Origin of the sequence: Microcoleus sp. K1-B1 (genome assembly GCF_036704705.1) — a bacterium.
GTDB lineage: Bacteria > Cyanobacteriota > Cyanobacteriia > Cyanobacteriales > Microcoleaceae > Microcoleus.
This window is the reverse complement of the sequence record NZ_JAUBSH010000073.1, coordinates 1-12,540: the sequence shown is the minus strand read 5'-3', so window position 1 is coordinate 12,540 and position 12,540 is coordinate 1. Positions and strand designations below refer to the sequence as shown.

Genomic DNA, 12,540 nt, shown 5'->3' with positions numbered 1-12,540 from the left:
TTGGTCTGACCTATTCCATAAGGGTTTGGAACACTGGCCTACAGTTGCATTCTTGTTTTTAACTGTATAAAAGTATTCTTCCCAGCAGCGCCAACACGAAAAAAAAAGTTGAGATTTTGGGGAAAATCTCAACTTTTTTAGTGACTAACTAGCCAAGTATTCTCGGACTTGAGATTGGCGGCGTCGCAGGTGGGCCAGGGCTTGATGTTCTAGCTGCCGCACCCGTTCCCGGCTGAGATTTAACCGTTCTCCGACTTTCGCCAGAGACATTTCTGTGCCGTCTTCCAAACCGAAGCGCAGAATTATTACATCTCGCTGCTGGGGGGTAAGTTCTGATATCAAAGTATTGAGGTCTTGCCGCAGTAATTCCGAGGTAATGTAGTTGTCTGGAGATGCCGTTTCGTCTTCTAAGAGTTCTTGCAGTTCGGTATCTTGGTTGTCTCCTACCCGCAAGTCCAAAGAAACTGGATGTCTTGCCATCAGCAGGTATTCCCGAATTTGGGAAGGGTGCAGTTCCAAAGCGGCGGCAATTTCTCCGGGGGAGGGAGACCGGCCCAACTGCTGGGTGAGTTCCCGCTGCACTTTTTTGATTTTGTTGAGTTTTTCGGTGATGTGAATTGGCAATCGAATTGTGCGGGCGTGTTGGGCGATCGCGCGGGTAATTGCTTGCCGAATCCACCAGTAGGCGTATGTGGAAAATTTGTATCCCCGCATCGGGTCAAATTTTTCGACTCCTCGTTCTAAACCGAGGGTGCCTTCTTGGATTAAATCCAAGAATTCCATATTGCGTTTCTGGTATTTTTTGGCGATCGCCACTACTAGCCGCAAATTGGCTTCAATCATCTTTTGCTTTGCCCGCCGCCCTATGTGTAAGATCCGGCTAAGTTCAGGTTCGGTCAACTCCATTTCGGCAGCCCACTCTTGATTCGTCAGATCCCGCTGCCATTCTTTAGCAAGTGCTTGTTTTGCTTCGATTAATTTCATCATTTGCTGCACCTGCTTCCCGAAAACAATTTCTTCTTCTCGGGTTAGCAGGGGTACGCGACCGATCTCGTGCAGATAGGTACGAACCGTATCCGTTGAGGAGTATGGCCGGCTGCCCATGCGATCGGCTTTCACTGTTTTGTTTTTGGGGGTTGTGGTGGACATGGGTGAGTATTGCACTCCTTGTAACAACAGATAAAAAGTTGGTGATACCCTGTCCCACTTTTACAAGTGGGATAAAGACTGCGACAAAGGGGATGTTTCCCCTCTTGTTTATCGGTGACGATCGGTAGAAGCTTTTTGTTTGGGATTACTTTTGTGCTTGATTTTCCAGTAATCGCGGTCGATTTTCGGTAGCTCGCTAGCTTTAACGGCTAGTTTAAGGCGAAGTGAAGCAAGAGTTTAGTTTTCTCAATATTATTCCCAATTTTGAGGATCGTAAAGAGTAAAAACCTCTGTCTTAAGGTCAAGATTCTACATTTTTCCTTAAGGTTTTGAATTCCCTGTTAGTTTTAACTGCCACTCAACTTCACAATACTCATGCAAACAGACTCATGCAATTCGAGGGCTTTGTTTTGCTCTCTGTTCCATCATCGCTTGAAATTTTCTCGCTGCCTAGATGGTGGGATGCGAGATAACCGAACTCGATCGCCGTATTAGATGCCAGTAACTGTTTAAAATATTTATTGACATTTTGATTTAAATATGCTAATCCAATTCTGCTACGAGTAACGACAAGGTGTATAAAGGCTGGCTGTTGCCCTGTTTGACTTTCATTGTGCCCCTAGGCTCCATCATCTCCATCAAGTTTAAGCTTATGCAAATTTTGGGCACTTAGGGATGAGGGGTGAGGGGGTGAAAGGGGAAAAGCTTCTGACTGAAAGCTGGGGCCTAATTTTTTTGACGTTCGATCGCAATTTCTAGTTAAAGAGACTTTAAGGGCGATTCCCTACGGGATAGCTACGCACGCGCGCACTTTGTAGCTCATGTAATTCTCCAGGCTAGATTCAACCCGCAACAAAAGCTACCACTCTCTATTAAAATTAGCACAAAAGCTCGATCGGGTGCTGCAATGAAAGCTAAAAATTTCCCACCACAATTAGCATTACTATCGCTGGTGTGTGTCGCCTGTGTGCAAAACCCATTAGCACAAGCACCCGCCGCGTCGTCCGCACCCAATATCCCAACTCCTACGCCAATTCAAACTCCATCAATTTCACCTCCCGTTCAAACACCAATAGCACAAGAACCCGCCGCATCGCCCGCACCCAATAATCCAACTCCTACGCCAATTCAGACTCAATCTCCAAAACCAAGTCCGACTCAAACGAGTTTAGATGTTGCCCAGAAACCTACAAATTTCCTGCCACCTACGCAAACTTACGACCTCCGGGTTATCACTAACCAACTCTGGGGACGGCTGACCCAAATTACCTTTGGTGAAAATAGCATTATAGTGACTATGGCGATCACAAATGGTCGTAAGGAAGTTGTCAAGCTTAACGTTAAAGATGGTATGTATCTCGAAGACAACAAATCCTATAACGTCCGATATAATTTATTACCTCCCTCTAATAATACCGAAATTATGATTAAACCAGGCACTACGCTCAAAGGGCAGTTTGTATTCGTAGGTTGGTTAGCACCCGGAGCTACTCACCTGTGGCTAAAGTCAAGTTTCCCTTGCTCTTCTGAGGGAAAAAATGGAAAAGAAATTCCACAATGTTCAGGTATCAGCTTCTATATTCCAATTAAGAGGTAATTGAGAAATGAAAAAGCTAATTAGACTGATTAATACTACGATAATATCATCATTGCTTTTCGCGACCTCATCCTCTCAGTTGGCTGCCAGTAAATCCGCTAAAGTCGATCCTGTTGAATCAGAATCAACAGCAATTACAACCTTAGAAGTAATACCAATTACTCCAACTACAGTAAAAGTTGAAATTATTGCTCAGACTACAGTAAAAATTGAGAATATCACCGCTAATCAAACTGCGACAGAGGAGCAGCTACCAACTCAAATAACAACCGAGACTGTCAAAAACATTGAAACAGAGTTGAACGCCGAAAAAGTACCTGAAGGCATCAGAATTAATGTGCCCGAAACTATTTTATTTGATTTTGACAAATATAACGTCCGCGCCCAAGCTAAACCCACTCTCACCAAGATCAATCTGCTGCTGAGACATTACAAAAACGCCCAAATATTCATCAACGGACACACCGACAACAAAGGAGAAAATGCCTATAATCTAGAACTTTCCCAGAAGCGAGCCGCAGCGGTAAAATATTATTTTATCAACGTTTTCAAGGTGCAGAATACCCGAATGCAAACCAAAGGGTACGGCAAAACTAAACCGATTTCTCCTAATAATAATTTAGACGGCTCAGACAACCCGGTGGGGAGGGAGAAAAACCGCCGCGTTGAATTAATTATTAAAACATAGGAATTAGATTTTTTTAACCGCAGATGCACGCAGATTAACGCTGATAAAGAGGGATTTTATAAGGGTTTAATCTGTTGTTAAAATCCCAAATCCATTTTAGCAGATTCTGCCTCGGCAAATACTTGTTCATCGGGCATTTCTTGCCAGTCAATATCCCCGATTTCTCTGTAGAATTGCTCGTCATAGGGGCGAGTTTGCACGACTACGGGCATGGGTACGGCGTGCCCCAAAACTAATGCTTGCTGTTTGGAGTCGAGTTTTGCCAAAACTGAACGCAAACTCTGCCCTCCCGAAACGCCGGTAAAAATAGCATCGATGTCTTTATCATCGTTTAACAAAGCTGTGATGCGCGTTCCGACTTGCGACATGACTTCTGCGTCGATGCCGGAGGGACGCTGGTCTACAATCAGCAGGGTGACAAAGTATTTTCGCATTTCTCTGGCGATCGTACCGAAAATAGTCGATCGCACGATCGCCGGATCGAGAAAGCGGTGAGCTTCTTCAATGGTAATCACCAATGGCTGCGGGCGATCGCACGGATTTTTGCTCTGCAAAAACTTCTCAGCTTTCCGCACGTAAGCTTGGTGAATGCGGCGAGTAATCACATTTGCAGCCAACATATACGACAGCAAATCCGAGTGCGAACCAAACTCAATTACTACATTTTTTCCACCATCCAAACACTGTAAAACTTCAGTTACATAATTTTTTGGACAGCGTTGGCGAATGTATTTCAAATCATTCAGTCGCTCTAATTTGCGCTGCAAAGCCATAATCGAAGACTTATTTCCCCGCTTTTCTTCGCAAAACATTTGGATATCTTCGTTGGTCATTTCCAGCAACTTGTTGATCCAACCACTTCCCAACTCATTTCGCAAAATAATCGCATTTTCGATACTAGCTTCCGACAAATTTAACTCGCGCTGCACCAGCGCGATGTCTTCCACTTCAATTTGATCGAAACTCAAAAACAACTCTTGAGCGTCGCGGACTCCCCGGCGTTTAGTCGATTCTGGATCGAGGGTATAAATCTGCATTTTATCGGGAAACAACTGCCGCAAACCTTTAACAGTGCTGAACTGTTTCCCTTCCGAAACTGCTTCCCACCCGTACTCCGAGTGCATATCAAAAATTAGATTAACCGCAGCTTGCTTGCGAATAATTCCCGACAATAGCAAGCGCGTCAGAAAAGATTTTCCCGTTCCCGACTTGCCAAAAACGCCGTTGCTGCGTTCCACAAATCGGTCTAAATCCAAGCACACAGCAACGTCCATGTCAATCGGTTTGCCGATCGCAAAATTGCGGCGATACGGGTCATCTTCCCAGCCAAAAACTGCCCTAAAATCACTTTCTTTGGCATCAAACACCTGCGAAAAGTGGCTGGGAATAGTTTTAACCGGCAGCAACTCAATATCCGCACCCGTTTGTGACTCAAAAGAAGCCAAATTTCCTAACGCCAGCTTGTTCTCGCGAACTCCGCCGTTTTTCGTCGGGTCGAAAATTGCCTGCTGTTTTTCTCGTTCTGCAGTCAACATCAACATCGGCGACAGTTCGATCGTACCGTAGGTGCTGCTACCTGCTAGCACTGCGAGCAGAAAATCGTCGTCGGGATTGGGAGGATTCGATAAAATCCGGGCGCTAGAAGTTCCCAGAGACACGTCGGTGAGCATACAGAAAAAGTGCGATCGCACCCCCCGCACTACTAGAAATTTCCCCACCCTCATATCTTCCACCGAAACATCGGCGTGCAGTCGCACTTCTAATCCCTTGCTCAGGGAACCTTGAATAACAGAGCCTAACGGTCGATCCATTTTAGATTTTAGATTTTAGATTTTAGATTGTTAATAATCGAGTAATTTTCCCTGGGCGAGTTTTGATTGTAGATTTTTGATTGTTAACAGTCAACTAATTACCATTCCGATTCTAGTGGCAATTCAAAAAAAGTCGGACTCAGATCTAGATCGGTCAAATCCGTTTCGCTCAAATAAGCGTCAGTCAAAAATACCCCTTTTAAACTTGCGCCTTTGAGGTTAGTACCTTTCAGGTTAGCACCTCTGAGATTAACTCGGAATAAATGAGCATCGCTCAAGTCGGCCTCACTTAAATCTGCTCCCTCCAAATTTACTCTCATCAAATCTGCTTTTCGGAGATCAGCTTCGTTTAACTTAGCGCCGCTGAGGTCAGCTTTTGTCAAGTCTACACCTCTCAAGTCGGCCCCGCTTAAGTTAGCGAACAGCAAAGTAGCTCCGGTGAAATCTGTCTCCCTCAAATCGGCATCCTTTAAATTAGCGCCGCTGAGGTCAGCCCTTGTTAAGTCTACACCCCGGAGGTCAGCAGAACTCAAGTTTACTTGGTGTAAAATTGCGCCGCTTAAATCGGCTCCTCTTAAATCAGTTCCCTCCAAGTTTGCACCTTTGAGGTAAGCTTTTTTTAAGCTAGCTCTGCTGAGGTCTACATTTTTGAGATTTACCGAAGTTAAGTTAGAAGCGCTCAAATTAGCTCCGCTTAAATCTGAACCGTTTAAGTCGGCTCCGGTTAAATTTACCCCTTGCAGCGATACATTGGGAGCAATTAAATAAGCTCCGCCCAGAGCGGGGTCAATGCCTTCTGAAAACAAAGTCTTGTTGCTGTAAACTGCTTTCTCCAAAATCGTGCCGCTCAAACTAGCTTCCCTCAAGTCCGCTGCGCTGAGGTTGGCTCCTGCTAAGTTTGCCCGATCGAGTTTGGCGCCAAATAAAATAGCTTTGTATAAGTTTGTCCGCCGCAAATCGGCTCCTTTTAAATCGGCTTCGGTCAAATCTACCATCGCCAGATTTAAGCCAGGGAGCGAAGCATTGGGAGCTAGCAAAAATGCCCCCATTGCACCCGGATCAATATCTTCGGGAAAGATAGTCCGGTTGTTGTATACGGCCTTGTCTAAAATGGCGCCGCTCAACTGAGAACCGCGTAAATCCGCCCCGCTAAGGTTGGCTCTGGTTAAGTTGGCTTCGTGGAGATTTGCTCCTACTAAATTAGCCTTGATCAAACTTGCTTGTTTGAGGTTGGCGCCCGTGAATTCGGCTCCTACGAGATTAGCTTCTCGGAGGACAGCACCAGTCAAATCAGCTCTAGTGAGGTTAGCTAAATTAAGAAATGATTCAGCTAAATCCGCCCCGCTGAGATTAGCGCCGCTGAGGTCGGCTTCAATCAGGTCTGCATACCTGAGCATAGCGCCGCTGAGGTTGGTTTCTCGGAGATCCGTGCCTCGGAGGTTGGCTCCCCGGAGTTCCGCACCGCCAAGGTTGGTGCCTTTAAGTGCTTGTCCCCTGAGATCGAGTCGGTGCAGAAAGTCACCAACGTTCATTTCCATGTCAAATTCACCAAAAAAACGAGCGGGAAGCCCCTGACTTTAGGCATGGGGAGGAAGGCGGCTGCGACGACCGTCGCCTTGAATCCCCTTTCGGGGTTGGAGAGGTCGGGTTGCCTCTCCGGTGAGGTATGGTTACCTCAATCTCCCTTTCGGGGTAATGTTCGCTTCGAGAATGTTTAGTGAGCTTGTTAGGCTGAAAGCACTGGTTTAACCCCATTAGGCCTGTTTAACTCTCAGCGATAGAGCGGAAAACTAGCGTCGCATTTTCCGGTATCGTGACTCAAAAAACGTAGGTCTGATCCTGTCTCTGGTAAGGTTTGGGCTTACGGTTCAATCCCGCTCACAGAGCCGGACTGTCTTGAAAGCCCCCGCTTTTAAGCGTGGGGTTCCTTACCCTCTCTATTCCGGTACTTTTTTCCTAACCTTTGAAATCAAGTTAGATATTCTGAAAGTACCTTTGCTGAGTTCTGGTCAAAACCATTGTAATCATCAATAGCCACAACTGGCGCATCTGGCGGATAGTGTTCTGGAATATCGTCAATGGCTACCCAAGGTGAGTTTTCTGCTTGATTTTGTCGAAGATACTCAAGAACTTCCTGGTGTCGTAAATATTTGTGTTGGTGAATATTTTTGGGGTTTAGAAAAGGGGTGTATCCGATAATACGGATAGCGATATCTGGTGAAAACAATGGCGGGATTACCTCGAAGGGGAATATTTCTTTCCAAGATGATGAAATTACTACTCGCGCATTAGGATAGGAACGGAGGACATTTTCAAAGTGATTAAGGCAATCGGAATTAAATTTCATTATATCAGTTTGCAAACTCGATCCATTTCTTCTGTCAGGAATAAGTACACCATCAATGTCTAAAAAAATCAACATTAACTAAAAGTCCTAGTGAATAATTTAATGAGTATTAATACTGCTTAATAAGATAAATGTGCCTCGAAGCTTCTCTCTCAATTGTTCGCTACATCGACTTGTTAGACTGCAATTAACATTGTTATTCACTGTTTGTATTGGTGGCTGCTTTCTGACGAAAGGAAGATGCTGGTAAGCTGTTCTACATTTAAACTGTGTGTCAAAAATCAATAAAACTCTTGTGGGACGGGCTTCTAGCCTGTCCAGAATTTCCAATTTGAATGCGTAACAGCTTATCAACAAGTATTATTCTGAAATTCAGAGTTTTTATTGGCTTCTGCCAACCCCCCTGCTGGGGTAGGGGGGGTTGGCTTCTACCTTCTGCCTTCAGGGAAGAGGAGCAAAACTGTAGATTTTTTGAGGTTCGAGCCGATCGCAAATTCCGGTTAATTCCGACAAAGGGAATGTCTCGCGATCGAGCTGGACTTGCAGGGTTTTGAGCGGATCTCCACCGGAGGAAACCATGAATTCTAATGTTTGCAAATTCGGCTCAGTGCTGATTTCGCCCAGAATTTGGCCGATCGCCTTGACGTAAGGATGGTTTACCTCCGAGTACCAGTCGGGGGCTGCGAGTCCGGCTTGATCGAAGCCGAGGTGAACGATGAGGGAGCCTTCTCCGAAAAGGGCTATACCCACCGGTCGCGCTTCTTCTTGCAGCAGCAAGTGCTGGTTAGCCGCCAAATGCCGCAGTTTTTCGAGGTGTTCGTACCGATTTTGAATGGCAGAATCTTCCTCTTTTCCTTCTGCTTTTTCGTTCCACTGAATCGCCACTGTTACTAAATAAGTTTGCAGTAGCATATGACCGAGTTTTTCGGCTTTTGTTGCCAGATAGATCGAGTTGTAATCTGTGGCTTCAATTAGTAAGGGGACGCGATCGGCTACTTCAATCCCGTAACCTTTCAACCCTGCAATTTTGCGCGGGTTGTTGGTAATCAACCGAATTTTTTTAACTCCCAAATCGTTGAGCATTTGTGCTCCGACGCCGTAGTTCCGCAAGTCGGCGGGAAATCCCAAACGCTCGTTGGCTTCGACTGTATCGAATCCCAAATCTTGCAACGAGTAAGCTTTTAGTTTATTTACCAATCCAATACCCCGACCTTCTTGGCGCAAGTAAACTATGACGCCAGAACCGACATTTTCGATCATTTTCAGTGCCGCTTGCAGTTGCATCCGGCAGTCGCAGCGCAGGGAACCCAAAGCATCGCCGGTCAGGCATTCGGAATGCACCCGCACCATCACGGGTTTGTCTTTAAATTCTGCCGGGTCGCCCTTGACAATAGCAACGTGTTCTGAGTTGTCTTGGGTGTCGCGGTAGGCGTAAATCATAAACTCGCCGAATTGAGTGGGCAATTTGGCGACGGTTTCGCGGCGGACGAATCGATCGTGCTTGAGTCGGTAGCTAATTAAGTCAGCAATACTGATTATTTTAAGGTTGTGGGTTTTGGCGTACTCGATTAATTCCGGCAACCTCGCCATCGAACCGTCGGGGTTTTGAATTTCGCAGATGACGCCGCTGGGATACAGGCCCGCGAGTCTGGCGAGGTCAACCGAGGCCTCGGTGTGACCGGCGCGTTTGAGGACGCCACCGTCGATCGCCCGCAGGGGGAAAATGTGACCGGGACGGCGCAAGTCTTGAGGTTTGGTGTCCGGGTGGATGGCTACTTGGATGGTGCGCGCCCGGTCTTCGGCGGAGATGCCGGTACTGACGCCGTTGACTGCATCGATGCTGACGGTGAAGGCTGTTTGGTTGTTGTCAGTGTTTTTGCTGACCATGAGGGGCAATTCCAGGCGATCGAGCCTTTCCCCACTCAAAGCCAGACAAATCAAACCCCGCGCGTTCACGGCCATAAAATTGATGTTGTCGGGGGTGGCGAATTGGGCGGCACAAATCACATCGCCTTCGTTTTCGCGATTTTCGTCATCGACTACTACCAGGGGGCGACCTGCTTTGAGGTCTGCCAGGGCGCTGTCAATTGAGTCAAATTGAAAGGATTGAGTTGAGGTGTTGTTATTTGGCACTGAGAAGTTCAAGCTATAAACAGTAATGTTATGGAAATAGAATCTATTTGTGATTGTAACCTTTTGTTTCCGACAGGGCGATCGCCCAATCCAGATGAGTTTGACAATATTTCTCAAGTCACTTACTATAATTATTGCATCTTGTCAACAAAATAGCTCCCTAATATTTCATGAGCTTGACTGAGATCGCGAATATTTTAGGTAAACCGTACTTCCAAGCTCCTAATTGCCTAATTTATAACATGGATTGTTTGGAAGCTCTGAAGTTGCTACCCGATCAATTTGTAGATTTAACCGTTACCAGCCCGCCTTATAACATCGGCAAAGAGTACGAAAAATCTTTGGGGTTAGATGAGTATTTAAACTGGTGCGAGCAGTGGATAGCGGAGGTTTACCGGGTAACGATCGATCGAGGAGCGTTTTGGCTAAATTTAGGTTATTTGTCAATTCGCGATCGGGCAAAAGCCATTCCAATTTCCTACCTGCTTTGGGACAAAGTGCCTTTTTATCTGATTCAAGAAGTTGTCTGGAACTACGGCGCGGGAGTTGCGGGCAGCAAGTTCTTTTCACCGCGCAATGAAAAGTTTCTTTGGTATGTGAAAAATCAAGACAAGTATACATTTAATTTGGATGAAGTGCGCGATCCAAATGTGAAATATCCGAATCAGAAAAAGAACGGCAAGATTAAAGTCAACTTAAAAGGCAAAAATCCGACGGATGTTTGGCAGTTCCCAAAAGTTACGTCGGGGAAAAACCGAGCTTCAAAAGAACGCACGCCTCACCCCGCTCAATTTCCTGTTGCTGTTGTCGATCGCATCATCAAGTCTGCATCGAATTTAAACGACATTGTTTTAGATCCGTTTATGGGTTCCGGGACTACAGCAATTGTGGCTCTGGGTTTGCAGCGACAAGTTATTGGTTTTGAAATTAGGGCTGATTACTGTGAGATTGTGGCTAATAGAATAGATAATTTTTTGAGGGACAAGGAACTCAGAGAAGCACAGTTATCTTTATTCTAAAGTTGGTAATTGCAGCAATTTATAACGTTCAACAGCAGGACTTAATTTCACTTGTTGCCCAGTTGCAGCGGCTTGACCTTGCCAATCTTCTCGGTCTAACCATCCAAATCTGACTAAATTAATCTGCGGTAGTTGTGAGCCTTGAATGTTTGTGTTGAATTTCTGGAAATTAACAACAAGATAATAGCCCGATTTATTCTTCTTTCCTGCTATACCAGTAGTGCTTAGTTGAGTATAACTGCGATTTCCATATGTATTACGATTACTTGAAGAAGTTTTAATCTCGATCGAGAAGCAATCATCTAGAAGACAGACCAGATCTTTTTCAGTAGCATTTTCTTCGCGACGCCAAACTTCTGGGTATCGCCTAGTCAATTCTAATGGGATGAGTTCGTGCAAAAAGTATCCCATAATTTGGGGGCGGGGAAATAAATCTACACCTATTTTATAGTTTTTGCTGGTAAAATTAGATTCAAATATTTCTCGCCAGACTTGAATTACTACTTCATATATTTCGTTGGGGGTAAGTGGATGTATCTCTATCAGTTCCCGCGTTTTTAGTGCCCAATCTTCTGTGGCAAGCCCCGCATAAGGTGAAGTCATTTACTCTATCCCCTCCAACAATTTGCTTAGCGGTACTTCCAAAGCTTTAGCTAGACGCACAATATTCAGAAGAGCGGCATTTCTCTCGCCACGTTCTATGCCGCCAATGTAATTTCGATGCAGTTCTGCTAGTTCAGCTAACTCCTCTTGGCTTAGCCCCCTAGCTTTTCTCAATTTCCGAACCTGTTCGCCAAATATTTTAAGCTGATAATTTTCTGTCACGCCAAAAATATAAAGCTTATAAGTGTTTTACATCTACACACTATGAGTGTTAAATTGAAAAAACGCTTTAAATCTACACACTATGAGTGTTAATTAGAAAAAAGGCCCAAAGATCTGGATTCTCCGAGGAGCAAGTGCCTAAACAAAAAAAAGCCCTCAACTTTGTGAGGGCTTTGCGATGCCAGGAACGAGACTTGAACTCGTGACACGTGGATTTTCAGTCCACTGCTCTACCAACTGAGCTATCCCGGCTTGTTTTTTCGCGCTTTACTATCTTAGCAGACACATACAGAATTTAGCAAGCACTTTTCTCAATTAATTTTCGATCGCCCGGAACCGCCCGCCTGTAAGCTAAAAGCTGCAACCTAAAATCCAAGAATCGCAATGGCACAGCAACATCGGGACAGCGAGGGCAAGAGTCTGCTTGTCTTAGGCATAATTTGGCTGCTGGGGGCAATTAGCGATCGCCTCTGGTTTGCCCTCGATCGATCTGTCCCGGCGTGGGATCAAGCAGACTACCTGACTAGCACCCTGAAATACTTGCAGGCGTTGCAGCATCCTCAGTGGTTTTCCGGGGAGTGGTGGACAAACTTCTGGCTGCTTTCGACGAAAATTCCGCCCTTGGCATACATCTTAACCGTTCCGTTTCTTCAGGTTTTCGGTACTGGGGGCGATCGGGCAACCCTCGTTCATTTATTATTTAGTGCAATTCTCCTCGCCTCAGTCTACAGTCTGGGCGTCCAACTGTTTAATCGGCAAGTCGGTTTGTGGGCCGCTGCAATTTGCGTTTTGTTACCGGGGCTTTATGGGCTGCGCTTGCAATTTTTACTCGACTATCCCCTCACTGCGGCGATTACTTTGGCTTTCTATTGTCTGACAATGTGGAAGGCTTCTGAAGGAAGAAGGAAGAAGGAAGAAGGAAGAAGGAAGAAGGAAGAAGGAAGAAGGAAGAAGGAAGAAGGAAGAAGGAA

At 45.5% G+C, this 12,540-nt stretch carries 11 protein-coding genes and 1 tRNA gene; 4 read left to right on the top strand and 8 right to left on the bottom strand.

What is annotated here, in order from left to right; all coding sequences use genetic code 11:
- Window positions 1–144 precede the first annotated feature (144 nt).
- Window positions 145–1,149, bottom strand: coding sequence for an RNA polymerase sigma factor, RpoD/SigA family (locus tag QUA83_RS22300; protein WP_333035894.1), 1,005 nt, complete (start codon window positions 1,147–1,149; stop codon window positions 145–147).
- A 907-nt stretch (window positions 1,150–2,056) separates the two neighbouring features.
- Here QUA83_RS22300 and QUA83_RS22295 point away from each other — a divergent pair.
- Both QUA83_RS22295 and QUA83_RS22290 read left to right on the top strand, forming a co-directional pair.
- On the top strand, window positions 2,057–2,746 hold the full coding sequence (locus QUA83_RS22295) for a hypothetical protein (RefSeq protein WP_333295894.1): 690 nt from the start codon (window positions 2,057–2,059) through the stop codon (window positions 2,744–2,746).
- A gap of 7 nt (window positions 2,747–2,753) precedes the next feature.
- Entirely contained in the window at window positions 2,754–3,434 is a 681-nt protein-coding gene (locus QUA83_RS22290; protein WP_333295891.1) for an OmpA family protein, read from the top strand.
- Window positions 3,435–3,511: 77 nt separating this feature from the next.
- Here the strand turns inward: QUA83_RS22290 and QUA83_RS22285 are convergent, their stop codons facing one another.
- From QUA83_RS22285 to ribBA, 4 genes are all read right to left on the bottom strand, one after another.
- Window positions 3,512–5,245, bottom strand: a complete 1,734-nt coding sequence (locus tag QUA83_RS22285) for an ATP-binding protein (RefSeq protein ID WP_333295890.1) — start codon at window positions 5,243–5,245, stop codon at window positions 3,512–3,514.
- Window positions 5,246–5,343: 98 nt separating this feature from the next.
- Entirely contained in the window at window positions 5,344–6,783 is a 1,440-nt protein-coding gene (locus QUA83_RS22280) for a pentapeptide repeat-containing protein (RefSeq protein ID WP_333295888.1), read from the bottom strand.
- A gap of 431 nt (window positions 6,784–7,214) precedes the next feature.
- Window positions 7,215–7,667, bottom strand: coding sequence for an HAD domain-containing protein (locus tag QUA83_RS22275; protein ID WP_333295886.1), 453 nt, complete (start codon window positions 7,665–7,667; stop codon window positions 7,215–7,217).
- Window positions 7,668–8,033: 366 nt separating this feature from the next.
- Window positions 8,034–9,725 carry a bifunctional 3,4-dihydroxy-2-butanone-4-phosphate synthase/GTP cyclohydrolase II gene (gene ribBA / locus QUA83_RS22270; protein ID WP_333295884.1) on the bottom strand — a complete coding sequence of 564 codons (1,692 nt, stop codon included), beginning with the start codon at window positions 9,723–9,725 and terminating at the stop codon, window positions 8,034–8,036.
- A gap of 170 nt (window positions 9,726–9,895) precedes the next feature.
- On the opposite strand from ribBA, the gene QUA83_RS22265 reads away from it, so the two are divergent.
- Window positions 9,896–10,744, top strand: coding sequence for a site-specific DNA-methyltransferase (locus tag QUA83_RS22265; RefSeq protein ID WP_333295882.1), 849 nt, complete (start codon window positions 9,896–9,898; stop codon window positions 10,742–10,744).
- Here QUA83_RS22265 and QUA83_RS22260 read toward each other — a convergent pair.
- The 3 genes from QUA83_RS22260 to QUA83_RS22250 all read right to left on the bottom strand — a co-directional run bounded on the left by QUA83_RS22260 (window position 10,736) and on the right by QUA83_RS22250 (window position 11,821).
- The gene (locus QUA83_RS22260) at window positions 10,736–11,347 is read right to left on the bottom strand and encodes a ScaI family restriction endonuclease (protein WP_333295879.1); all 612 of its coding nucleotides are present in this window, start codon (window positions 11,345–11,347) and stop codon (window positions 10,736–10,738) included. The two genes, QUA83_RS22265 and QUA83_RS22260, sit on opposite strands and share 9 nt — an antisense overlap.
- Window positions 11,348–11,569, bottom strand: coding sequence for a helix-turn-helix transcriptional regulator (locus QUA83_RS22255; RefSeq protein ID WP_333295878.1), 222 nt, complete (start codon window positions 11,567–11,569; stop codon window positions 11,348–11,350).
- 179 nt (window positions 11,570–11,748) lie between these two features.
- Window positions 11,749–11,821 (bottom strand) — tRNA-Phe (locus tag QUA83_RS22250).
- A gap of 132 nt (window positions 11,822–11,953) precedes the next feature.
- Here QUA83_RS22250 and QUA83_RS22245 point away from each other — a divergent pair.
- Window positions 11,954–12,540: glycosyltransferase family 39 protein (locus QUA83_RS22245; protein WP_333295877.1), on the top strand; the 587-nt coding region annotated here is incomplete at its 3' end.